This is a genomic window from Lentzea sp. NPDC051838 (assembly GCF_040681245.1).
GTDB lineage: Bacteria > Actinomycetota > Actinomycetes > Mycobacteriales > Pseudonocardiaceae > Lentzea.
In genome coordinates this window covers 419282-441902 of the sequence record NZ_JBFAYI010000006.1, presented here as the reverse complement: position 1 = coordinate 441902, position 22621 = coordinate 419282, and the positions used below count along the sequence as shown (strand labels likewise).

Below are 22621 nucleotides of genomic sequence, written 5' to 3'. Positions count from 1 at the left end.
AGGACCGGCTCGGCCGGGACCAGCGCCGGGGAGGTCCGGAACCGGGGCCGGCGCCGGGTCGTCCCGGCCAGTCCGAGCTCGGTCATGACCCGCCCAACGCGTTTGTGGTTGACCCTGATGCCGCGCCGGCGCAGCTCCGCGGTGATCCGCGGTCGCCCGTAAAGACCACGGTGTTGCTGGTGGACGCGGGTGATCACCACCGCGAGATCCTCGTCGCGCTCAGCCCGCGTCTCACGGCCGGTCTGGGCGGCCAGCCAGCGATAGAACCCCTGCCGCCAGACCCCGAGGATCCGGCATAACCGCTGCACGCCATAGTCTGCGCGATGCTCGGAGATGAACCGGTAGCGGTAGATCATCGATCCATCTCGCGCGCAAAATAGGCGGCTGCTTTACGGAGAATCTCGTTCTCCTTCTCCAGCTCCGCCAGCCGTTTGCGCATCGCCGCGGTCTCCAGGGCCTGTTCGGCCTGCGCCACCTGCTCCGGGTCCTTCGCCCGCCGCGCGTCACGCACCCACGACCGCAACGTCTCGTGCGCGACACCCAGCTGCTCCGCGATCTGCCGGATCGGCCGATCACTGGTCAGCACCAACTCCACCGCGTCCCGGCGGAACGACTCCGGATACTTCGACGGACGAGCCATAACAACATCCTCTCGCCCAACAGCACCGCTGTCAGGACTCAAGGTGTCCGGCATCCGGGGACAACTCCATGTCGGAGCGAGCCACACCGAGGAGGGGAGGTCAAGTCGACGAAAAGCGTGTCGACTTGACCTCCCCTCCTCGGCGCGGCAAACGTTCAGCCACGACTCGTGACGGGGCCCGCCGGAGCGCACGGAAAAGCAAGCTCGCCTTCGGCATCGCCTAGGGCATCTCGGCTTCGCCTTCGCCAGGGCAGCTTGGCTTCGCCTTCGCCTGCTCGCCTTCGGCTTCGCATGTGGCCGGGCTGTTCCTCTCAGCGGAACGAGAGTGGACTTGGGGTGGTTCGGCGCGCTTGCCTGCGCTGTGCGACTCAGCCAGATCGTCGGCGCCCAGGTCGCGTGGTGGCAGCTCGGCTTTCGGGCCCGCCGTGCCGCGCTTCGGCAGCAGGCTTCGCCTGATGTGATGGTTGTGGCTCGGGAGTGGTCGCATCAGGTGCTTGCTGCGCCGTGGTGGTGGCGGCTTACCAGGGTGCTGATGTTGGGCGCGGTTGCCGTGCTCGGGTGTGCGTCGGTGTTGGTTGTTGCGCTGGACGGCAAGGACGAGAGTGTGATGGCGCACTACTCGTTGTTGACGGCGCTGCCTGTTCTGGCGGTGTCTGCTTGGTGGCAGACGCGGTGTGCGCGCAAGTTGGCTGTGCAGATCGGGCCGCCTCCGCCTCGGCGGTCGCGGGCTTGGATGGGTGTGCAGGCGTTGGCGTTTGTGGTTGCGGCTGGGGTTCTTGTCACGTTGATCGTGCATGCGGCTGTGGTTGAGTCGCGGCTTCGGGTGCCGTGTCCGGATGTGGTTGTTGACGAGGACGTGCGGGACTACACGCGGGACGTTGCTGTTTGTCCGTTGGCGGATACGGCCGTTGATGTCACTGGGTTTCGCCACACGCCGACTGGTGAACGGGCCGTGCGTGACCATGTTTACGACATACCCAACCTCGGCACGATGGTCATTCCGGACGCGATGGTTCGGGAGTGGCACGCCAAGTTGAAGGATCTGGGGGCGCCCGTCGACTACTTGCGAAGCGACGGGCAGTTCTGGTTCATCAACTTCGAGCGCGGGCACATCGCGGCTGAGACCGGGCACGCGACCGTCAAGGCGGTGAAGACGATCGTCGGACATCGGTACGACCCTGTTAGCAAGGTTGGTGATTGTCCGCGTACTGATCGGCCGTGTGTGGTGGCTGTTGAACGCACTGAAGACGCGCTCACGGTTGTGTGGAGCTACAAGGATGCTGATGCGTTCAACATCCAGTGGTGGGAGGAACGGGCCAAGCCGCTGAAGGGCGTCGAGGTCGCTACCCGCCGCTACACCATCAGGGGTGCCGATCCGAGTCGCACGTACGGGTTCTCGGTCGAGGCGTGCCAGAAGCGGTTTCTCGGCCGCTCGACGTGCACGCCTTGGTATTCGGTGGTCGTGCCTGCGGTCAGATCCCTTCCAGGTCGAGGGTCTGCTGATGTGGGCCACCCGTGAACGAGCTCGTCAGCAGGCCAGCCGACCTGCAGCGTCCGCAGGTCACCGGTGACGTGGTCGCCTTGAAGCGGGTGAAGTCCCAGCTGCCCGTTCCCACGTGACAGCCTGGGCCCGGCACTTCCAGGCCCAGCCATCCCTGCAGGCGCACGGCGTGCACCACGTCGGAACCCTCGAGGTATCCGTTGAGCCGCCCCGCGAACCGGTTGCGCGCCTCTTCCGCGGGCGCGCTGAGAGCCTCCTGCAACACCGAGATGCCGTTCATGCACCCGATTCAACCTCACGTGGGCGCGTCGAGCCTGGCACCACGCCGCTCCAGGACCGTGAGGCAACGCGCACACCACCGAACGTTGTCCCTCTCGAACGACAAGCCGCGCAACAAAGTCAGGTACGGCCCGACCCGATCCGCCGACTCCAGGAACTCCTCTTCGGTGAGACCGTCCAGCAACCTGGCCCGCAAACGCTCGTAGCGCGCGATCTTGGCCTCGGACCACTGCTTCCGCTCCCGCAGCGACGCCCTGACCGCGTCGGGGTGTGAGTCCGCCGCCATCGTCGCGACCAGCAGCTCGTCCCGGATCGCGGTCGGCTTGTGATCAGCCCCCGTGAACTGCGCCAAGGCTTCGAGACCGGCGCGGGTGAGCGAGAACAACCGTTTGTTGGGGCGCTTCGACTGCTTGACCGTGCGCGCCTCGACCAGGCCGTCGGCCTCCATGCGGTCCAGCTCTCGGTAGAGCTGCTGCGGGGTGCACGTCCAGAAGTTCGCGACCGAGGCGTCGAACGCCTTGGCCAGGTCGTAGCCGGACGCCTCACCGTCGAGCAGGGTGGCCATCACGGCGTTGCGCAGCGACATACGGGCAGGTTACGGTGCATCGACCTAGTCAACAAGTTTAGTAGGTGGCGATGAACGCGTTCCGCAAGGCCGTAGAAGCACGCGACACCGACGCCATGGCCGCCTGCCTGGCCGACAACGTCGTGTTCACCAGCCCGGTCGCCTTCGCCCCGTACCCCGGCAAGCCGCTGACGGCCGCGATCCTGCGCGGTGTCATGCGCGTCTTCGAGAACTTCCGCTACGAGCGCGAGATCATCGACGGCGAGAACCACGCGCTGGTGTTCCGCGCGGAGGTGGGCGGCAAGGAGGTCCAGGGCTGCGACTTCCTGCACCTCGACGCCGACGGGCTGATCGACGAGTTCACCGTGATGGTGCGCCCGCTGTCGGCCGCGCAGGCCCTGTCTGAGGCGATGGCCGCGCAGTTCGAGCAGATCAAGGCCGAAGCGCTAGAAGCGTTCAACTCCTAGCGCGGCCAGCGCCAGGTCGAGGTTCGACAGCCCCTGCAGGTTGCGCCCGGTCTGGTCCTTCAGCTCCACGATCGCCACGTTGCGCTGGTCGTCCGCGGACATCCGCTTCAGGTCGGCGTCGTTGCGAAGCCCGTTCTCCCGCAGGAAGACCATGACCGCACCGACACCGGCCAGATCGGCGTTGTTGTAGGCCTGGTAGTTGGTCTGGTTGCTCAACGACGTCATCACCACGATCAACGTGTTGCGCATGTCTTCGTTCGACATCGTGTTGAGCTGGTGCTGAGTCCGGAAACGCCCGGCCAGCAACACACCGCGGATCCAGAACGGCGTGGTGCCGACACCTCGCCGGGCGAGGTCGCTGCCCAGTCCGATTTGGACCAGCTGCAGGTTGGTGTATCCCTGCAGCTCGCGGCCGAGGCCGGTCTGCGTGCCGAGCTCGACGATGAGCACGTTGCGCATGTCGTCGGCGGTCATCTGCTTCAACGCGGCGTCGTCGCGAAGTCCGTTGCGGCGCAGGAAGACGAACACCGCGCCCATGCCGGCGAGCGTCTCGTTGTCGTAGCGCTGGCCGTCGTTCTGCTTGGTGCGCCCGGCCAGCTCGACGATCAACGTGTTGCGCATGTCCTCCGGCAGCATGCGGTTCAGCTGGTGCTGGGTGCGGAACCCGCCTGCCAGCAGCACACCGCGGATCGGGAACGAGACGATCGCGCCGGCGCGGATCTCGAAGTCGACGGACTCGGCGCCGACGTGCAGGATCCGCAACGCGAAGTCGCCCGCGGCGAAAGCCGTGTCGCCGACCAGCAGCTGCGCCCTGCCCTCGTAGCGCATCCAGCCGTCGCCGGACGTGGAGTGCACGACGAGCGCCTGGGCCGTGATCGCCTGGTCGTAGCCGCGTTGCTGGCGCAGCTCCACGAAGAACGTCCGTCCGGCGCGCCCGAACGTGACCAGCACGGGTTTGCCCGGTCCGGCCGCCATGTAGTTGAGCGCGTACAGCTGCGCCTTCGAAGGCAGTGAGCGTAGGTGCACGACGGACGAGCTGTCGCGGAACGCGGCGACGCGGTGGAGCTGTGCCGCGGCCAGCATCGGTCCGATGATCAGGTTCGCGGGCTGGCCGTCGAACGGTGCCTCCGGGTTCGGGCCGCCGTCCGGGAACTTCGCGCTGCGACGGCGGAGGAAGCTCGGTGAGGCGCTCGAGCCGTAGGTGCGGGCGCTCATGATGGAGTACGGCGACCCGTACTTGGTCATGCCGTCTGGCGCGAGCTCGTGCGCGAAGCCGTAGCTGTGCCCGACCTCGTGCACCACCGCGTCGAACGGCGTGTTGGAGTCGACCACCGACACCTTGATCGATCTCAGACCACCGTCGGCGGACGGCACGGCCACGTCGTACCCACCCCACCACCCGGTGTTGGGCTGGGCGATCCAGATCAGCAGGATGTCGACGAACGCGAAGTCGATCTGAACAGCGGTCTGCACGACCAGCTTGTGCAGGTCGTCCCGCTTCTGCTCGGTGTCGACCGGGCGCGGATCGGCGACGACGATCGGGTCGTACACCTGGCTGCTCACGTCGAAGTGCCCGCGCGAGCACCGCCACCAGAAGTCGCCGACGCTGTAGTCGATGCCCGGCCGCATCCAGTCCTCGAACTGTTCCCGCGTCCAGACGCTGTCCGTGGCAGCGAACTTCACCGGTACGACTGCGATCACAACCGCCTCCTCCGTGCCGCCAGAGTGGACACAGAGGAACTCGGTCGCCGGGCGAGAACGTTACGCGGCGATTTCGTACACGCTGACGTGTCGCGTGCTCGACGCCGTGAACGGCTCGCCGTTCCACCCGCCCCAACGGGAGCGCAGCCGCAGTCCGGCGATGCGCGCCATGAGGTCGAACTCGGCCGGGTAGGCGAGCCGCTGCCGGATCGGGCCGAACCGGATGCCGTCCGCGCTGATCTCCACGTGGTTCTCGTCGAGGATCTGGGTGACCGGGTCGTAGCGGTTGACGTCGAACCCGACCCGGTCCACCTCGAGCGACTCCACGTCGATGAACTGGTGGCGTTGCCGCGCCGCCCAGCTCGGCAGGCCGCACTCGATCACGAACACGCCGCCGGGCGCGAGATGGCGTGCCGCGTTCTCGAAGCAGCGAACCTGGTCGTCCTGGGTGAGCAGGTTCGTGATCGTGTTGTAGACCAGGTACACCAGGTCGTAGGTGCGGTCGGTGCCCGCGCGGGACATGTCGCCGATCAGGACGTCGACGCTGCCGCCACCGGGTTTCTCCCGCATGCGCGCCACCATGTCCGGCGAGAGCTCGATGCCGTCCACCGCAACGCCTTCAGCGATGAGCGGCAGGGCGATGCGGCCGGTGCCGATCGCGAACTCCAACGCCGAGCGGCCGAAGCCGGCGAGGAACCGCACCGTGTCGGCCTCGTCGCCGCGGGGCGAGTTGTCGTAGGTACGTGCGGTTTCCGGCCCGAAGCTCGGGTTGAATCCCTTCACGAACCCCACGCTAGCCCCGCGTGCCACTGAATTTAGACGTCCCAGGTGATCGGCAGGTGCTTCACGCCGAAGATCGTCGACGTCGTCCGCACGTGCACGTCCTCGGCGGGCACGGCGAGACGGATTCCCGGCAGCCGCCGCAGCAGCTCGCGGAAGCTCACGGACATCTCGATCCGCGCGAGCTCGTTGCCCAGGCACTGGTGCACGCCGTGGCCGAACGACAGGTGCCTGGTGCGCGGGCGGTCGATGCGGAACTCCTCGGGCCGCGGGCATTCGGCCGGGTCGCGGTTGGTGGCGATCACCGAGCACATCACCATGTCGCCCTCGCGGATCGTCACGTCACCGATCCGCACGTCCTCCAACGCGTAGCGGACGATCCCGGTGTCGACAATGGACAGATACCGCAGCATCTCCTCGACCGCGGTCTCCATCAGCCCGTCGGGGTTGTCGCGCAGTGCGTTCAGCTGCTCGGGGTGGTCGAGCAACGCGAGCACGCCCAGGCCCAGCATGTTCGTCGTCGTCTCGTGCCCGGCGATCAGCAGCAGGTTCGCCAGGCCGACCATCTCGTTGTCGGACATCTCGCTGGTGTGCGCCAGCTCGGACAGCAGGTCGTCCTCGCGGTTGGCGCGCTTGCGCTGCACCAGGTCCCACATGTAGCGGTGCATGCGGGTGCCGACCTCGATCAGGCCGTCCAGGTCGGTCGCCATGTCGAGCAGCTCGATGGTGTCGTCCTGGAAGTGCCCGCGTTCCTCGACCGGCACGCCGAGCACCTCGCAGATCACCAGTGACGGCACCGGAAGCGCGAAGTCGCGGATGACGTCCGACGGCGGACCAGCAGCGATCATGGCGTCGATGCGGCCTTTGACGATCTCCTCGATCTGCACGGTCAGCGCCCGCATCCGGCGCATCGTGAACCGCCGGGCGAGCAGCCTGCGGTACCGGGTGTGCTCGGGTGGGTCGGTGGTGATGAACGACCCTGCCCGGCTCTCGGCGTCGGCGAACTTCTCGCGCATCTCCGGGGCGAGCTTGTCCCGCAACCGCTTGACCTTGAACCGGTCCGCGCTCATCCGCGGGTCGGCCAGGACGGCGCGCGCGGTGTCCTGACCGGTGACGAGCCAGAGCGGCTCCTCCTTGTGCTCGATCCGGTGGATCGGCCCGTCGGTGCTGAGGCGGGCGAGTCGCGGCGCCGGGTTGAACGTGCTCGCGCGTTCCATGAGGTCGGCCGGCAACACGGGTCTCATCGCGTCGAGTGCGGCGTCCGGTTTCGAGGCTGTCGTCATCGCGTCCTCGTTCTCCTCGATTGTTCGGTCGGTCGGCAATGCGGGGGATGACCGAGTTTTAAGCCGCGAGGAACTAAGGAAAGAACTGAACCGCAGCTGGTTCCGCAAAGACCAAAACTGGTTCGGATCCAGCCGAATGTGCTTGTTTGGCGCGTTGAGCTGCGACGACGGGCTTGACAAGAGAATGCCTTCTCCTGTCATCAGGAATAGTTGGAGCCGAACTTTGCCCTTTTGGGCTGACGTCTCCATTGGTATTTCAAATAGCGGCTACCGGCAAATGGTGGAAGGTACTTCGTGCGGTTGGCCTACGACCTGAGTTCACAATTCCGAGAGCGCTCGCAGTAACGCCAGATCGTGGAGATCGCGCTCCCGCGGTTCGTAGCCCTGGTGGAAGTGCACCTGTTGCGCGACGGACAGGCACGGCACGGTGCGACCGGAGATCGACCCGGTGACGAAGCACGACGCGGGGTAGCGGAACGGTTCGTCCGTGAGCGACGACTGTTCGGCGCTGCCGTCGTCCGCGAACCGCAGCGGGTGCAGGTCGATCTCACGGCCGGCGGGGTCCGTGAGGACGAACCGCACCGGCCGCCACGAGAGCGTCTCGGCGAACCCCAGGGCGGCCAGGGCTGTGAGCACGGCGGGTTCCTGCTCTTCGCGGTGCATCAGGTCGAGGTCGTCGTGCGGGCGGGTCTGCCGGCCGACCAACGCGTCGATGCCCCAGCCACCGCCGATCCAGACGTCGTTGCCGTCGAGGACTCGCAGGATCTCCAGCACGTCGTCAGCGGTCACCGAGTGAGCCAATCACCGGAACCGGAACGGGTCCAACACATTTGGCCGTCGCCCGCTCACGAAGTACTCCGCGAGCGCCTTCCCGGTCGCCGGCCCCAGCGTCACCCCGAGCATCCCGTGCCCGGTCGCCACGAACACGTTGTCGTGCCGGGGCGTCCGGTCGATCACCGGCAGCCCGTCCGCGAGGAACGGCCGCCCGCCCACCCACGGATCCCGGATCCGCAGCGGCAGGTCGTCCGGGTCGTCGAACCACGGCCCGAGGTAGTGCCTGCTCGCCCGCGCGATCGCGACCACCCGCCGCCAGTCCAGGTTGCGGTTGTTGCCGCTCAGCTCCATCGTCCCGGCGATCCGCGTGGCCCCGTTCATCGGCGACGCGACCACCCGACGGTCCCCGAAGTACAACGCGTGCCGGGGCGCCGGATCCAGGTCGACGGTGAAGCTGTACCCCTTGCCTGCCTGCATCGACAGCCGCACCCCCAACGCCGTCAGCAACTCCGTCGACCACATCCCAGCCGCCACGACCACGCCGGAACATCGCAGATCACCCTCGGACGTGTGCACGACCTGAACCCGCGAGCCACCGGAAAACCCGGACACCGCAACGTTCTCCCGCACCTGCCCGCCCGCGTTCTTCACGGCCTGGGCGAGCGACCCGACCAGCTGCACCGGGTCGACCACGCCCTCGCCCTCCACCAGGTACGCCGCCTGAATCCGCCCCGACAACGCGGGATCGAGCGACACGGCCGAAGACCCGAGCGTCACGTCGGACGGCATGGCGTAGTTGCCGGGCGCCATCGACCGCTGCACCTCCAGGTGGTGCCGCGCCTCCGCGACCGACAGGAACGCGTGCACCATCCCCGGCCGCTGCAACGTCGTCTCGACCCCGGCCGCGGCCAGCTCGTCGAACAGCTCGAACGTCGGGGCGTTCAGCGCCGTCACGGCCTCGTAGCCGCGCCGGAACCCGGCTCGTGTGCTGCTGCGCCACATCCGCCACAGCCACACCGCGAAACTCGAGTCCAACGGGGGCCGCAGGTACAGCGGCGAGTCCGGCTTTCCCAACGACCGCAACGCGAACCGGGCAACACCGGGCGCGGGCACGGGGGCCGAGTGCGACAGGCACACCCAGCCCGCGTTGCCCCACGAGGCACCGGAACCCAACGCCGACCGTTCCACCACCTCGACGGGCACCCCGGCCGAGGCCAGGTAGTAGGCCACGCTCAGGCCGACGACGCCGCCCCCGACGACGACCACCGGATCGCTCATGAGCCCAGGAACTCTCGTGTGCGCGCGGACTGCGGATTGATCAGCACCTGAGCCGGTGTCCCTTCCTCGGCGATCTTGCCGCGGTCCACGAACACCACGTGGTCGGCGACCTCGCGCGCGAACGCCAGCTCGTGCGTCACCAGCACCATCGTGATGCCGGTGGCCGCGAGCTCCCGCATCACCAGCAGCACCTCGCCGGTCGACTCCGGGTCCAACGAGGACGTCGGTTCGTCGAACAGCAACACGGACGGCTGCAACGCCAGTGCCCGCGCGATCGCCACCCGTTGCTGCTCACCACCGGACATCTGGTCCGGATACGCCAGAGCGCGGTGCTCCAACCGGACCCGCCGCAGCAGACCCACCGCCCGCTGCAACGCTTCCGCTTCCGGCACGCCCGCGTCGATCGGCGCCAGCATCACGTTCTCGATCGCGGTGAGGTGGGGGAACAGGTTGAACCGCTGGAACACCATCCCGACCGACCGCCGCAACTTCGGCAGATCCGTGCGGATCGCGCCGTCGGCGAAGATCGGGGCGCCGTCCAGCGTGATCGTGCCGCTGTCCGGTAGTTCCAGCAGGTTCAGGCAGCGCAGCAACGTCGTCTTGCCGCCGCCGGACGAGCCGATGATCGACGTGATCGTCGCTTCCCGGACAGTGACGGACACGTCGTCGAGAACTTTGCGGCCGTGGAACGACTTGCTCAGTCCGCTCACGCTCAGCATCAGACCTCCAGCAGCTTCCGCGCTTCGCGCAACCGGCGCCGACGGGCAACGGACAACGGCACCCCGGCGTGGATCCGCCGTTCCAGCCACAGCAACCCCTGCGAGAGCGGGTAGCAGAGCACGAAGTAGATCGCCGCGATCACCAGGTAGACCTCCAGCGCCCGGAACGTCGCCGACGTGATCAGCCGGCCCTGCGACATCAGCTCGGCCGCCGAGATCGTCACCAGCAACGACGTCGACTTCAGCAGGTCGACCAGCATCGTGTTGGTGCCCGGCAACGCCAGTCGCATCGCCTGCGGGAACACGACTTTGCGGAACGTCGACAACCCGGACAGCCCGAGAGCGGACGCGGCCTCCTGCTGTCCGTTGTGGACGCCGTTGATCGCCGACCGGAAGATCTCCGACAGGTAGGCCGCGTAGAACAGGATCAGGCTGAGCGTGCCGGCCTGGAACGCGTCCAGCTTCAACCCGACCGAGCCGAGCCCGAAGTAGGTCAGGAAGATGACCGCGAGCAACGGCACGTTCTTGAACAGCTCGGTGTACACGAGAGCCGGAACCCTCAACGCCTTCACCGCCGAGAGCCGCAGCAACGCCACGGCGAGCCCCAGCAGCGCGGCTCCGACGAACCCGACCACCGTGTAGGACACGGTCTTGAGCAGGCCTTCCCACAGGTCGGCCGAGTACTCGGACCAAGGAACCTCGAACACGTCAGCTCCCTCTAGATGGTCGGCGGAGCCCAGTCGGCGGGCCGGTCGACGCCACGCCGCAGCGGTGCGATGTGCGCGGCGGGCTTGAGGAACTGCTCGGGATCGCCGCCGTACTTCTCGATGAGCTTGGTCATCTCACCGTTCGCGTACATCGCCCGGATCTCCTTGGAGATGGCCGCTTCCAGCGCCGTCGCCTGCTTGGGCAGGTAGAAGGACGTCATGTACGAGCGGAAGTACTCGTACTCCGGCTTGGCCTTCACGTCGTCGTCCGTCGGCGGGGTCAGGTACTGCGTCTTGAGGCCGAGGTCCGGCCGTGCCTTCTGCGCGGCGATGATGATCAACGGGTCGAGGAACCCGACGTCCGCCCGTCCGGCGCCCAGGTCGTCGATCACGCCGTTGCCGTCCGGGTACGCCTGCAGCTTCGCGCCCGGCACCGCCTGGATCGACTTCACCCACACATAGCCCTCGACCGTGCCGAGCCGCAGCCCTTCGAGGTCTTTCACGGTCTTGTAGGTCTTGTCGGACTTCACCGCCATCGCGGGCGGCGAGTAGTAGGGCGGGTCGGTGAACAGGCCCTGCTTCTGCCGGTCCGCCGACCACGCGACGCCGCCGATGGTGATGTCGACGCGTTGCGACTGGACGCCCGCGAGCATGCCCGCGAAGTCCGTGACCTCCGGCTGCACCTTGAGGTTGAGCTTGGCGGCGACGGCGTTCAGGATCTCGCTGTCCAGGCCGGTCAGCTGACGGTCCTTGTAGTCGGTGTAGGGCGCGTAAGGCTGGATGGCGACCTTCAGGACGCCCGGTTCGATGGTGCCCAGCTCCGAGTTCGTGGCGGCGCCGGACGAGCAGGCGGCCAACGCGAGTCCGGCGACCAGGGCGAGCACTGCTGTTCTCGTCATGGCACACGTCCTTACTGGCTATGAGGTGGGACACACCGTAAGCCGGTAATCGGTGCAGGTCACTGGACGTATTGACCAGAACTTCTCGTCGGTTCGGCTTTCGTGGTCGTACGATTCGTACGTGCTGACAGGGTCGATCGCCCAGGAGATCGCGGCCGACACGAGTGCGATCATCGGGTTCAACGTGTTGATCACCGACCGGGACGGCATCGTGATCGGCAGCGGTGATCCGGGCCGCGTCGGGTCGTTCCACGAGGCGTCGGTCGAAGTCGTGCGGCGGGTGCGGGCGATGAGCCACGACCCGGAGGCCGCTCGACGGTTGAGCGGCGTCGAACCGGGCATCACGCTGCCGTTGGTGCTCAACGGCGAAGCGGTCGGCACGGTCGGCATCACGGGCTCGCCGGAGCAGGTCGAGAGGTTCGGCCGGTTGGTGCGCAACCAGACCGAGATCCTGCTGCGCGAGTCGGTGCTGCTGTCGTCGCGGCTGTTCCGCGAGAAGGCGGTCGAGGACCTGCTGCGCGACGTCGCCCACTTCGACCCGGCGACAGCGGATCCGGGCATGCTGACGTTCCGCGGCGACGATCTCGGCTACGACCTGCGGCTGCCCCGCGTCGCGGTCGTCGTCGAGACCTCGGCCGAGCCCGCGCACGTGCTGCGCAGGCTGCGGAAGGCGTTCGTCGACCCGCAGGACGTGGTCGGACGCGGTGGCGCCGGACGTTTCGTGGTGCTGCACAAGGACAACGGCTCGATCCCGGAGATCGACCTGGAGTGCTCGGTCGGCGTCGGCGGTCGTGCTTGCGGCGTGCCCGCGTTGCACGACTCCTATGTGGACGCTTCGACCGCGCTGTACCTCGCGGCACGGCTGCCGGGTTCGCCTCCGGTCGTCCACATCGATGATCTGCGCGTGCACGAGCTGGTGGCTTCCTCCGGTGCTCGGTCACGGTTGGTGCGGGCGTTGCTCGGGCCGTTGCGGGAACAAGCCGACTGGCCGGTGCTGCGGGCGACGATCGTGGAGTGGTGTGAGAGCGGGTTCAACCTGGTGCGCGCGGCGGCGGCGTTGAGCATCCACCGCAACACGTTGATCTACCGGCTGGGCAAGATCGAGGAGGCCGGGCTGAAGGTGCGCGACCCGCGCGCCGCCCTGAAGCTCTACCTCGCCTGCGTCGCCGACGTCCTGGACTCGTAAAGAACGTGGTCAGGGGCGTTCAGAGTCCGTAAGGAACCCTCGCGTCAGTAGAGGTGCAGGCGTGCACTGGAGGCATGCCTTTCGGAATCGGTTTTCCGCTGGGCGCGGTGCTGGCGTGCGCCACGACGTTCCTCGTGGTCGTCAGCGGTGCCGCGAGCCAGCCCGTCCTGTCCGTCCTCGCGCTGGCCGCGGTCATCGGCTTCATCGCCGTGACGTCGACGATCAGCGCCACCCTCGCGACCGCCGCCGTGGCGTGGTGCCTGCACGCCGGGTTCGTCCTCGGCCGGCTCGGCGACCTGGAGCTCTCCGCGCGGTCGGCGCACGACGCGCTCGTCCTCGGCGGTGTCGGCCTGATCGCTTCCGTCCTGACCTCGATCGCATCACCCGCGGTTGGACGACGACGGTCCCGAACCTGTTACGTTCGAGATCGTGCCGGACTTCAAGCTGCCGCTCTACGGCGCTGACACCGAACGCGGCGACCTCGCTCCCTGAGTCGCCCGTTCTTCCCGACACCTCGTTCACCTTTCTCAGGGAGCTTTGCCATGCGTTCGTTCATCCATGCTTTGCCCAAGGTGGAGCTGCACGTCCACCTCGTCGGCTCGGCCGGCATCGACACGGTGCTGGAGCTTGCTCGTCGTCATCCGTCGGCCGGGGTACCGGTGGATCGTTCGGAGCTGGAGCGCTTCTACACGTTCCGGGACTTCGACCACTTCCTGAAGGTCTACTGGGCCGTCCAGTCGATGGTGAAGAGCCGCGACGACATCCACACGCTCGTCGTCGGCCTGGCCCGTGACCTGGCGGCGCAGAACGTCCGGTACGCCGAGGTGACCGTGACGCCGTACAACCACGTGCTCGACGGCATGTCCGCGGACGAGGTGTTCGCCGGGCTCGCGTCGGGCCGCGCATCGGCTTCGGCTTTGGGCGTCGAGCTGGCCTGGTGCTTCGACATCCCGGGTGAGAAGGGGCTGATCGGCGCGCGCGAGACGTTGGCGTTCGCTCTGACTTCGCCTGAGGGCCTGGTCTCCTTCGGGCTCGCCGGGCCCGAGGCCGGCGTCGGCCGTGCCCAGTTCGCGCCCTTCTTCGACACGGCAAGGGAGGCGGGACTGCACTGCGTGCCGCACGCGGGTGAGACCACCGGGCCGGAGACGATCTGGTCGGCGGTGCGCGACCTCCGCGCCGAGCGGATCGGTCACGGAACGAGCTGTGTTCAGGATCCGGCGCTGGTCGAACACCTTGCACTGAAAGGGATTCCGCTGGAAGTCTGCCCGACGTCGAACGTCCGCACCCAGCAGGTGGCGTCGATCTCTTCGCACCCGGTGCGGCAGATGCTCGACGCCGGTGTCGTGGTCACGCTGAACACCGACGACCCGCCGTTCTTCGGTGCCACCCTGGAGGGCGAGTACCTGGCGGTGGCCTCGACGCTGGGTTTGAGTCGTGCGGAAGTCGCGCGGCTGGCCGAAAACGCGGTGCTGGCCTCGTTCCTGCCCAACCCGCGCAAGACCTCGTTGCTGGAGGGGATCGCCTCAGTGCTGGAAGAGTTCGACGGCGGGACGCACGGTCACTGATCCGCCGGGGTGGACGGCGTTGCTGAGAATCCTGTTGTGGCGGGCGATGATCTGCTCGGCGGTGAGCCCGGCCTCGGGATCCGCGACCGTGGAATGCCCGTCCTCGACCAGGATCACGTCGAACCCGCGGCTCACGGCTGACCGCGCGGTCGCGTCGACGCAGTAGTCCGTGCCGACTCCGGTGAGGACGATGGTGTCCACGTCCTGCAGGGCTTGGTGCAGATCGCTCTGGTAGAAGCCGTCGGTCGCGGTCTTCCGGATCACGATGTCCTGTTCCCGCAACCTGAGGCGTTGGGCGAGCGCCGTTCCCGGCGCCTCAGGTTCGAACATCGGTCCGCCGATCTGCTGCAACGCCACGACCTCGACCCCTTGTGCCCTCGCCCGATCCGCGAGGTCCGCGATGCGGTCGGCCAGCTCCGGGCCGTTCCACACGACCGGGATCAGCGCCTCTTGCATGTCGACGATCACCAAGGCCTGCATTTCTGCACGCTATCTCGTTTGGCGGCGCGGCTCATGCCGGTTCGGGCAGGATGGACTGACATCCATCACATGGGGGAAATGTGAAACGCACGATTGTTGTCCTCACAGCCGTTCTGGCCGCGCTGGGAATCGCTCCCACGGCCCAGGCGGCACGCTCGACCGACCTGGTCCTGCTCGGCGACTCCTACGCGTCCGGCACCGGAGCGGGCGCCTACCAGGACGGCACCGCCGGCAACTGCTGGCGCAGCAACAACTCCTACGGCGAACAGGTGGCCGCCCGCCTGCGCGCCCAGGGCAGGCTCGGCACGGTGACCAACGTCAGCTGCAGCGGCGCCGCCACCGCCGACCTGTCGCGCCCGTTCAAGGACCGCCCGGCCCAGCTGGACTCATTGAAGCGTGACACCGACCTGGTGCTCCTCACCATCGGCACCAACGACATCGACTACGCGGCCTACGGCGGCACCTGCATCCAGGCAGACTGCACCGGCGCACCCACCGAGGCGATCCTGGCGAAGCTCCCCGCCATGGGCCGCAACGTCCGCGCCCTGCTGACCGAAATCCGCAAGCGCAGCCCGTACGCCCGCATCATCGTCGTGGGCTACGGCCGCCAGGTGTCCACTTCGGACAACCCTCCCGGCGCCACGCTCGACCCGATCTGCGGCGACGGCATCCTCACCACCGCGGAACGCCGTGAGGGCAACAAGGTGGCCGACGGCCTGGACGCCACCCTCCGTGCCGCGGTCGCCCACACCGGGGCCGTGTTCGCCAGCCCGTTCGCCTACCCGGACAGGTTCGACGGCCACGCGCTGTGCGAGGCCGGCACGCCGTTCCTGCGCGGGTTCGACGCACTCGCGCCCGGTCAGGAGGGGCCGGAAGCCGTGTTCCACCCGAACCAGCAGGGGCAGGCCGCACTGGCCACGCTCGTCCGGGTCTAGTTCCACGCCGACCGCGCGAGCTCCTCGATCTGCTCGAGGAGCTCGCGCGGTGGCACGTCGAGGTTCAGCGGGTACTCGGTGATCGTGATCGGCGAGTTCAGCACCCGCCTCGGCCGCACACCCGCCGTGCCGCTCGGGTAGACCAACCATCCGCGCTCGACCCGCAGCGACGTGCAGTACGCGAGAACCTGGTAGAGGTCAGCGTTGGGATAGTTGCCGCGAGGACTGGGTCGCTTGTACTTGGCGTCGACCACGAACCGCGGCCTGCCGTCGACCAGATGCACCACGTCGATCCTCGTGGAGATGGCTCCGCCGGTGTCGAGCTTGGCGGCGTACTGACCTCGCGTGTAGCCAGGGCTCGTGCTCCACGCCTCGGTCAGCGCCGTGGTCACGAAGTCCTCGAACACCTTCTCCATGTTGACCACGAACGTGGCGATCGACAGCCCGTCCTCGCCGACCTCGAACGAGAGGGTGTTCAGGACGAGTTCGGCGATCCTGAGCGCGGGCTGGTACCGCGCGTTCAACCTGCTCGGCCGCCACACCGGAACCGGGGCGCCGGGGCGCAGCGGTGAGATGGCCAGCAGCTGGCTTTCCACGTGCGCCAGCCGCCGTTTGACCTTCTCGTCGATCCTCGGCACGGCCAACATTCTTCTCGCCGCGGCGCGCAGGATCTGGTTCTCCGGAATGTCCATCGTGTACTCGTCGTGGCTGATCTCGACCGGCAGCATCCGCCCCGGTCGTGCGGCGATCTGGTCGCCGACCCGGATGCGGCCGCGAATCACCGTGCTCGTCGAGTGTTCGGTGGCGTATCCGGTCAGCACGCCGTTCAGCAGCGCCCGTTCCGCGTGCCGGCACAGGGTTTCCGCGACGATGCCCCAGAGGCCGTCGGCCTGAACGCCCTCGATGTTCTCAGGCCGGAAGCCGGGGTTGACGGCGTACCCGATCATGAACAGCAGCCGTGGGATGCTGACCTTCGGTGTCACCACGATGTCGAGCCCGTGCGCGTGCACCGCACCGACGCGCTTGGTCTTGGGCACCAACCGGTAGCCGTCGCGGGCCGGCTTGACGTCGACGAGATCGCATTTCTCCAAGAACGCCAGCTGAGTTGGCGTGAGCGCCAGCGTGTGACCGCTCTTGGCGTTCTCCTGGAGCTCGATCACTCGGCGTTCCGGATGGCATCGAGCCCGAAGGTGTTGTGGACTTCCAGCCGTTCCATGCGGCCGTAGTAGTGCTCTTCCAGCAGCGGCAGGATGGAGTGCTTCCAGACCAGTGCGAGATCCTGGTCGGCGTCCGGCTTCATCAGGTACGAGGGCCCGATCTGGAAGTCCCGGTCGGTGGCGCCGATTCTGTTGTTGAGCTTCGCGAGCAGCTCGGCTCGCTCGTCGTTCCTCCCGGTGGCGGCGATCCACCGTTCCAGCACCCTGCTGGTCGGAGGAGTCGTCGGGTGGAGCTCGACGAACGCGAAGCGCCGGCGCATCGCCGCGTCGACGAGTGCGATCGAACGGTCGGCGGTGTTCATCGTGCCGATGATGAACACGTTCTCCGGCAACCGGAACTGCACGTCGGAGTACTGCAGGTCGACCAGCTCATCGCGGTACTCCAGCAAGAAGTACAGCTCACCGAACACCTTCGACAGGTTGGCCCGGTTGATCTCGTCGACGATCAGGACGTACGGGCGGTCCGGGTTCTGCGAGGCCTCGTCCGCGAGCTTGCGCAACGGGCCACGCCTGAGCTTGAAGGTCGCGGTGCCGCCGTCGCTGTGAGGCCGGAAGCCTTCGAAGAAGTCCTCATAGGAGTAGGACGGGTGGAACTGCACTAATCGTGTCGCGGTGCGTCCCGCGACGCTGTGAGCGAGTGCCTGCGCGAGATAGGTCTTGCCGGTGCCGGGCGGTCCGTAGAAGACGATCTGCTTGCGACTCTGCAGGAGTGTGATGATCTCCTGCACGTCGTTCTCGTCGTAGTGCAACCGTTGCGCGAGGGCGGCCACGTCAGTGCGCAGCTGGACAGGACTGGAAGCTCGCGCCGTTGGTTGTGCGAGGTCTGCGGCGAGGCGACTGGCATCGCTCGCGGAGTAGCCCGGGACGGTGAGTCGCAACCGGATCTGCCTGGTGTTGTTGCCACCTGACGACGGGGTGAACTTCCGTTGTTCGCGACCGAGCCGCCGACGAAGTGCGTCGACGTCCTCCACATCCGCCAGCCGGACGGGCTCGTCGAGGATGGAGCGTTGGTCTTCCGGAAGGTGCTGGACCCTCAACGAGTCGACGATGCCGTTCTCCACCACCGCGCCGAGATCGCGCAGACGGCTGAGCAAGAGCTCGAGGGTTGCGTTGTAGTCGGGGTTCGTGCCGTTGGGCCTGCTGCTCGACTTGCCGCCCATGCTTCTCATGATCAGCGAGAGCCGGTCGCCTTCGGCCTCGATCCCGAACTCAGCGTCGAGCACGTCGCCTGCGTCGGTTGTTGCGCGCATGCGTTGGTCATCGGCGCTATGGATCATTGAGTTACCTTATGGCGCGCCGTGTGTGTATGTGCGCACTTCTACAAAGGATCGAGGTAGAGCGTTCCGCCTGCTTCCTGCGCCATCTTCGTCAGCACCTTGTTGGCTTCCACCATGGCGCGCACCGCCTCGTCGTCCCCCCGCCGCGCATACCTCAACGCAGCGACGAGGAACACGGACCCGCGCAACGGATAGGCGAGGACGAGCCCGAACTCGCTGTACAGCTCCGGCCCCTCGGATTCCAAGTGGCGCAGCACGTTCTCGACGGCACCGTCCGGCACCAAGACGTTGCACCACGGATGCGGTGAGTCCCACAGCCCGGCCTCCCGGAGCGCCGGCTCACCCGCCGCGAGCCGGTTCACGAAGTCCCAGTAGCTGGTGACCTGCGTGTCGGCGTCGTCGAATGCCAGCCCGTCCAGACTCGCGCGGGAGTAGCTGACGGCTTCGAGCTCGCGAACGCGCTGCCCGCCGCGGATTTTGAGCTGGCCCTCCACGTAGTCGAACGATCCGGCCGTGACGAGCACCCGCTGGTCCGCCGTCAACAGCTCCACAGAGCTGTAGTGCAGCCGGTGCCACTGCACGGTCTCGGGCGCGGGCACCAGGCGCAGGGTCGCCCGCACGATGATCCCGTTGCGGCCACGCCCGCCCAGCGCCGGGTGGTCGGGGCCGCCGGTGACGAGGTCTCCCGACGAGGTCAGCACGTCCAGCGCGAGAACGTTGTCGGTCTGTGCCCCGAAGTGCTGACTCGCCCCGCCCAGCCCGCCGACCGAGAGCGTGCCGCCCACGGTGAGTTCGAGGTAGTCGGTGAGCACCGGCGGTGTGAGGCCCAAAGGCAGTGTTGCGCGCAGCACGTCGCTCCACCGGGCGCCCGCGTCGACGACCACGCGATCCGGGCGGACCTCGTGGATGGTGTCGAGTGCGGTCATGTCGACCACCACGCCGTTCAACGCCTGTGCCTGACCGTGCAACGAATGTCCGGCGCCGCGCGGCACGACCGGCGCGTTCTGCCGCAGCACCGCGCTGATCTCGGCCACGTCGGCCGGGCGCAGCACCGCGACGGGGCGGTGGTGGACCAGGTCGCCGTAGTCCTGGGCGGCCCAGCGGAGGATGGCCTCGTCGGTGTGGAGCATGAGTCCACCGTGCCAGAGGAATGATCCATACTGCCGATGGACACCGTCGCGCGGTGCGAGGATCGTGCTGCTTGTGGAGCAGGTCGTCGAAGTGACCGACTTGGACGCGGCGCACGAGATCTTCAGCGCGGCATACAGCCGGTTGCGCATCGACGGTGGCAATGACCGGTCGTTGAGCTGGTTGAGCTCGCGGAGGTTCGGACGTGTCCGGTTCGACCGGATGGGTGGGCGCATCAGGTTCGAGGCCACCGGCGAGCCGTTGCGCAACTACGTGTTCGGACACCTGCATTCCGGGAAGATCCGGCACAGCTCTGACGGGGACGAGCGGTATCTGCTGCCGGGTGACGCGTTTCTGACCGCGCTGCCCGACCGGCCGTTCGGGGCGGCGATCGACGACCCGGAGGTGTCCATGATCGTGCTGGGGCAGGAGGTGGTGGACGAGGTCGCTGACGACGTCCGCTTCGAAGGGTTCCGGGCCGTGTCGCCGGTCGCTGCTGCTGTGTGGCAGTCGACGTGCGCACACGTGCGCGATGAGGTCTTACCTGTGTTTGAACAACATCCGCTCGTGGTGGCCAACGCGACGCGTCTGGTCGTGGCAATGACTCTCGCAACTTTTCCCAACAATGCCAACGACGAGAGGGTGCCCGATCGACGTGATGCGCATCCGTTGACCGTGCGGCGCGCTATCGCGTTCATCGAGGACAACGCCGCAGACGACATCACCGCCGCTGACGTCGCGCACGCCGCACGTGTGTCCATCCGCGCGATACAACTAGCCTTTCGTCGTCACCTCGACACGACACCGATGGCATACCTCCGACTCGTGCGTCTTTCCTGCGCACACAACGACCTCCGGGCTGCGAACGGCTCCGTCACCGCCATCGCCGCCCGGTGGGGTTACGCCCGTCCGAGTGTCTTCGCGGCCCATTACCGCGCTGCCTATGGTGTGTCTCCTTCGAAGACGCTGTGGTCAGGCTGAGCGCACTTCGCTTTCCACGCGGTGTCTTCGTTTCCGCTGCTATCGCTCCCGGTTCCGATGCGATGGAGTGGAGGTCCGTTCTCCGAGGTGAGGTCCGATGACCGGCTGTGAGATGAGCCCGTTCGCCGTGCGGACGCAGCGCACCGGCACCCAGTTCGCCGCCCTGTGCAGCGGTGAGATGGACATGACGACGTGCGAGCTGTTCTTCGCCGCGGTGCTGCCCGGCGTCACCGACACCTCGGTCACCAGGGTGTCCATCGACCTGGCCGAGGTGAACTTCATGTCCGCGAGCGGCCTGCGCAGCCTGCTCCTGGTGCTGTGCGCGGCGCACTACAACGACAAGTCCTTCGACCTCCAGCACGTCCAGCCACCCGTGCGGCGGGTGCTGGACCTGTTCGGGTTCACCACCTTCAAAGCCGGCCTTGTGTGGCAAGCGACCATGTCGGCGAAGGGCGGTCGTTCACTAGCTTGACCAGCTATGTTGCTCCCGCTGGTACTAGTACTCGCGCTGACCCCGCCGACGGCCGCGGTGCACGTGCCGGGCGCCGAACATCAGCGACTCGCGCGGCTGGCCGACCTCACCACCACCGGCACCGCGCAGTCCGGTCACACCGACCCTGCCGACTGGGCGGGCCTCACGAGCGCCGCGCTGCCCGTGCCCGCCGCGGTCCCCGGCATCCAGATCGACGGCTACTTCCCCGACACGTCCGCCACCAACACCAACAACGGCTGGAAGCACGACTCGCAGTTCGTCCTGCGCCTGCCCGACCGCTGGAACGGCGGCCTCGTCGTCACCGGAGCCCCTGGCGTGCGCGAGCAGTACGCGAACGACCGCGCCATCTCCGACTGGGTCCTGTCCCGCGGCTACGCCTTCGCCGCCACCGACAAGGGCAACACCGGCGCCCAGTTCTACCGCGACGGCCGGGCGATGGAGGAGTGGAACCGCCGCTTCACCGAACTCACGATCGCGACCAAAGCGGCTGTCGCGCGACGCTACGGCCACGTCCCACGCCGAACCATCGCCACCGGCATCTCCAACGGCGGCTACCTCGTCCGCTGGCAGCTGGAGAACCGCGCGCACCTCTACGACGGCGGCGTCGACTGGGAAGGGACACTGTGGACGGTCGGCGGCCCGAACCCGCTGACCTTCCTGCCTCCGGTTCTGCGCGCGTACCCCGGTGTCGTCGCCGGTGACCCGTCGGCGCACGCGGCGATGGTGTCCGCGGGATTCCCCGCCGGCACGGAATTCCTGTGGGACTACCACTACCGCTACTACTGGGACCTGACCCAGCGCATCTACCGCGAGGAGTTCGACCCGGACTTCGACGGCGCACTCGAAGCCGGCATCCCGTTCTGCGCTTCGGGAACACCTTCCTGCGACGCCGACTACTTCTATGCCGCCCGACGTCGCATCACCGGCCCCGCGGTCAGCCGGATCGCGTTGACGGGCAAGGTGAAACGGCCTTTGCTGACCGTTCACGGCACCTACGACGTGCTGCTGCCGATCAGCCAGGACTCGGACGTCTACGCGGCCATGACACCCGACCGACTGCACCGCTACTACCGGGTCGAGCAGGGCACCCACGTGGACGGCCTGGTCGACGCCTACCCGGATCGCCTGCGCCCACTGGCCCCTTGCCACCGCGCGGCCTTCGTCGCCCTCGAACGCTGGCTCGACGGCGTGGCACCACCGAAGTCCGCCACCCTGCCCCGGCCGAACGACGTGGCCACCTGTCCGTTGTCGTGATCCAATCGTGGACGTGGCCACCATCGAGTACGTCCTGGGCGACATCACCGAGCAACACGTGGACGTGATCGTCAACGCCGCCAACTCGTCTCTCCTGGGTGGTGGCGGTGTCGACGGCGCGATCCACCGCAAGGGCGGTCCGGAGATCCTCGCTGAGTGCCGCAAGCTCCGCGCGGGCCACTACGGCGGCGGTCTGAAGACAGGCCAGGCCGTCGCCACGACCGCCGGACGGTTGCCCGCGCGGTGGGTGGTGCACACCGTCGGCCCGGTGTGGTCGGCCACGGAGGACCGTTCGGCGCTGCTGGCCGACTGCCACCGCAACTCCCTGAAAGTCGCCGCCGAACTGGGAGCGGCGTCGGTGGCGTTTCCGGCGATCTCGACCGGGATCTACCGGTGGCCGGTGGAGTCGGCGGCGGAGATCGCGCGGGCCGCGGTGGCGGACGCGCCGGTGGAGCTGGTCAGGTTCGTGCTGTTCGACCGAGCCGCCTATGAGGCATACGTTCGTTAGCCGG

General features: G+C 67.5%; 26 protein-coding genes. 10 read left to right on the top strand and 16 right to left on the bottom strand.

Annotated features, from left to right (window positions below):
- Together AB0M24_RS18035 and AB0M24_RS18030 are read right to left on the bottom strand one after the other, a co-directional pair.
- On the bottom strand, positions 1 to 356 hold a 356-nt coding region (locus tag AB0M24_RS18035; RefSeq protein WP_363768250.1), incomplete at its 3' end, for an IS3 family transposase.
- A complete protein-coding gene (locus AB0M24_RS18030) occupies positions 353 to 640 on the bottom strand; it encodes a transposase (RefSeq protein ID WP_363768247.1) in 288 nt (95 codons plus the stop codon). The genes AB0M24_RS18035 and AB0M24_RS18030, both read right to left, overlap by 4 nt.
- A 331-nt stretch (positions 641 to 971) precedes the next feature.
- Between AB0M24_RS18030 and AB0M24_RS18025 the strand changes: the two genes are divergently transcribed.
- On the top strand, positions 972 to 2159 hold the full coding sequence (locus AB0M24_RS18025) for a hypothetical protein (protein WP_363768244.1): 1188 nt from the start codon (positions 972 to 974) through the stop codon (positions 2157 to 2159).
- Here AB0M24_RS18025 and AB0M24_RS18020 read toward each other — a convergent pair.
- Positions 2113 to 2421, bottom strand: coding sequence for a hypothetical protein (locus AB0M24_RS18020; protein WP_045313487.1), 309 nt, complete (start codon positions 2419 to 2421; stop codon positions 2113 to 2115). The genes AB0M24_RS18025 and AB0M24_RS18020 overlap by 47 nt on opposite strands.
- Positions 2422 to 2436: 15 nt before the next feature.
- On the bottom strand, positions 2437 to 3006 hold the full coding sequence (locus AB0M24_RS18015; protein ID WP_363768241.1) for a PadR family transcriptional regulator: 570 nt from the start codon (positions 3004 to 3006) through the stop codon (positions 2437 to 2439).
- 50 nt (positions 3007 to 3056) lie between these two features.
- On the opposite strand from AB0M24_RS18015, the gene AB0M24_RS18010 reads away from it, so the two are divergent.
- Positions 3057 to 3452 (top strand): nuclear transport factor 2 family protein, encoded by a 396-nt coding sequence (locus AB0M24_RS18010; RefSeq protein WP_363768237.1) that lies wholly within the window; start codon positions 3057 to 3059, stop codon positions 3450 to 3452.
- On the opposite strand, the gene AB0M24_RS18005 is transcribed toward AB0M24_RS18010, so the two are convergent.
- The 8 genes from AB0M24_RS18005 to AB0M24_RS17970 form a co-directional block, all read right to left on the bottom strand.
- On the bottom strand, positions 3432 to 5153 hold the full coding sequence (locus AB0M24_RS18005; protein WP_363768234.1) for a hypothetical protein: 1722 nt from the start codon (positions 5151 to 5153) through the stop codon (positions 3432 to 3434). The genes AB0M24_RS18010 and AB0M24_RS18005 overlap by 21 nt on opposite strands.
- 60 nt (positions 5154 to 5213) lie before the next feature.
- A complete protein-coding gene (locus tag AB0M24_RS18000) occupies positions 5214 to 5936 on the bottom strand; it encodes a class I SAM-dependent methyltransferase (RefSeq protein WP_363768231.1) in 723 nt (240 codons plus the stop codon).
- A 32-nt stretch (positions 5937 to 5968) separates the two neighbouring features.
- Positions 5969 to 7216, bottom strand: coding sequence for a cytochrome P450 (locus AB0M24_RS17995; protein WP_363768228.1), 1248 nt, complete (start codon positions 7214 to 7216; stop codon positions 5969 to 5971).
- Positions 7217 to 7534: 318 nt separating this feature from the next.
- A complete protein-coding gene (locus tag AB0M24_RS17990) occupies positions 7535 to 8005 on the bottom strand; it encodes a hypothetical protein (RefSeq protein ID WP_363768227.1) in 471 nt (156 codons plus the stop codon).
- Between the two features lie 12 nt (positions 8006 to 8017).
- Entirely contained in the window at positions 8018 to 9268 is a 1251-nt protein-coding gene (locus AB0M24_RS17985) for an FAD-dependent oxidoreductase (RefSeq protein ID WP_363768224.1), read from the bottom strand.
- Positions 9265 to 9987: an amino acid ABC transporter ATP-binding protein gene (locus AB0M24_RS17980; RefSeq protein ID WP_363768221.1), complete on the bottom strand. Its 723-nt coding sequence runs from the start codon at positions 9985 to 9987 to the stop codon at positions 9265 to 9267. The genes AB0M24_RS17985 and AB0M24_RS17980 overlap by 4 nt, the downstream gene beginning before the upstream one ends.
- The gene (locus AB0M24_RS17975; RefSeq protein WP_363768218.1) at positions 9987 to 10694 is read right to left on the bottom strand and encodes an amino acid ABC transporter permease; all 708 of its coding nucleotides are present in this window, start codon (positions 10692 to 10694) and stop codon (positions 9987 to 9989) included. The genes AB0M24_RS17980 and AB0M24_RS17975 overlap by 1 nt, the downstream gene beginning before the upstream one ends.
- A gap of 11 nt (positions 10695 to 10705) precedes the next feature.
- Positions 10706 to 11593, bottom strand: a complete 888-nt coding sequence (locus tag AB0M24_RS17970; RefSeq protein WP_363768215.1) for a transporter substrate-binding domain-containing protein — start codon at positions 11591 to 11593, stop codon at positions 10706 to 10708.
- A gap of 121 nt (positions 11594 to 11714) precedes the next feature.
- On the opposite strand from AB0M24_RS17970, the gene AB0M24_RS17965 reads away from it, so the two are divergent.
- From AB0M24_RS17965 to add, 3 genes are all read left to right on the top strand, one after another.
- Positions 11715 to 12779, top strand: coding sequence for a sugar diacid recognition domain-containing protein (locus tag AB0M24_RS17965; RefSeq protein ID WP_363768213.1), 1065 nt, complete (start codon positions 11715 to 11717; stop codon positions 12777 to 12779).
- 74 nt (positions 12780 to 12853) lie between these two features.
- On the top strand, positions 12854 to 13243 hold the full coding sequence (locus tag AB0M24_RS17960) for a hypothetical protein (RefSeq protein ID WP_363768210.1): 390 nt from the start codon (positions 12854 to 12856) through the stop codon (positions 13241 to 13243).
- A gap of 78 nt (positions 13244 to 13321) precedes the next feature.
- Complete coding sequence (add, locus tag AB0M24_RS17955; protein ID WP_363768207.1) at positions 13322 to 14344, top strand: adenosine deaminase; 1023 nt, start codon at positions 13322 to 13324, stop codon at positions 14342 to 14344.
- Here the strand turns inward: add and AB0M24_RS17950 are convergent.
- Entirely contained in the window at positions 14303 to 14824 is a 522-nt protein-coding gene (locus AB0M24_RS17950; protein WP_363768204.1) for an isochorismatase family protein, read from the bottom strand. The two genes, add and AB0M24_RS17950, sit on opposite strands and share 42 nt — an antisense overlap.
- Positions 14825 to 14904: 80 nt before the next feature.
- Here AB0M24_RS17950 and AB0M24_RS17945 point away from each other — a divergent pair, with 80 nt between their 5' ends.
- The gene (locus AB0M24_RS17945) at positions 14905 to 15759 is read left to right on the top strand and encodes an SGNH/GDSL hydrolase family protein (RefSeq protein WP_363768201.1); all 855 of its coding nucleotides are present in this window, start codon (positions 14905 to 14907) and stop codon (positions 15757 to 15759) included.
- Here the strand turns inward: AB0M24_RS17945 and AB0M24_RS17940 are convergent.
- The 3 genes from AB0M24_RS17940 to AB0M24_RS17930 all read right to left on the bottom strand — a co-directional run bounded on the left by AB0M24_RS17940 (position 15756) and on the right by AB0M24_RS17930 (position 19383).
- Complete coding sequence (locus AB0M24_RS17940) at positions 15756 to 16919, bottom strand: restriction endonuclease (protein ID WP_363768198.1); 1164 nt, start codon at positions 16917 to 16919, stop codon at positions 15756 to 15758. The genes AB0M24_RS17945 and AB0M24_RS17940 overlap by 4 nt on opposite strands.
- A complete protein-coding gene (locus AB0M24_RS17935) occupies positions 16916 to 18226 on the bottom strand; it encodes an AAA family ATPase (protein ID WP_363768195.1) in 1311 nt (436 codons plus the stop codon). Before AB0M24_RS17935 ends, AB0M24_RS17940 begins: the two co-directional genes overlap by 4 nt.
- A gap of 68 nt (positions 18227 to 18294) precedes the next feature.
- Positions 18295 to 19383, bottom strand: a complete 1089-nt coding sequence (locus tag AB0M24_RS17930; RefSeq protein WP_363768192.1) for an FAD-binding protein — start codon at positions 19381 to 19383, stop codon at positions 18295 to 18297.
- On the opposite strand from AB0M24_RS17930, the gene AB0M24_RS17925 reads away from it, so the two are divergent.
- The 4 genes from AB0M24_RS17925 to AB0M24_RS17910 all read left to right on the top strand — a co-directional run bounded on the left by AB0M24_RS17925 (position 19361) and on the right by AB0M24_RS17910 (position 22617).
- Positions 19361 to 20362, top strand: coding sequence for a helix-turn-helix transcriptional regulator (locus AB0M24_RS17925; protein WP_363768189.1), 1002 nt, complete (start codon positions 19361 to 19363; stop codon positions 20360 to 20362). The two genes, AB0M24_RS17930 and AB0M24_RS17925, sit on opposite strands and share 23 nt — an antisense overlap.
- A 97-nt stretch (positions 20363 to 20459) precedes the next feature.
- Complete coding sequence (locus tag AB0M24_RS17920; RefSeq protein ID WP_363768186.1) at positions 20460 to 20834, top strand: STAS domain-containing protein; 375 nt, start codon at positions 20460 to 20462, stop codon at positions 20832 to 20834.
- A 6-nt stretch (positions 20835 to 20840) separates the two neighbouring features.
- Complete coding sequence (locus tag AB0M24_RS17915) at positions 20841 to 22109, top strand: tannase/feruloyl esterase family alpha/beta hydrolase (protein WP_363768183.1); 1269 nt, start codon at positions 20841 to 20843, stop codon at positions 22107 to 22109.
- A 4-nt stretch (positions 22110 to 22113) separates the two neighbouring features.
- A complete protein-coding gene (locus AB0M24_RS17910; RefSeq protein WP_363768300.1) occupies positions 22114 to 22617 on the top strand; it encodes an O-acetyl-ADP-ribose deacetylase in 504 nt (167 codons plus the stop codon).
- Positions 22618 to 22621 lie beyond the last annotated feature (4 nt).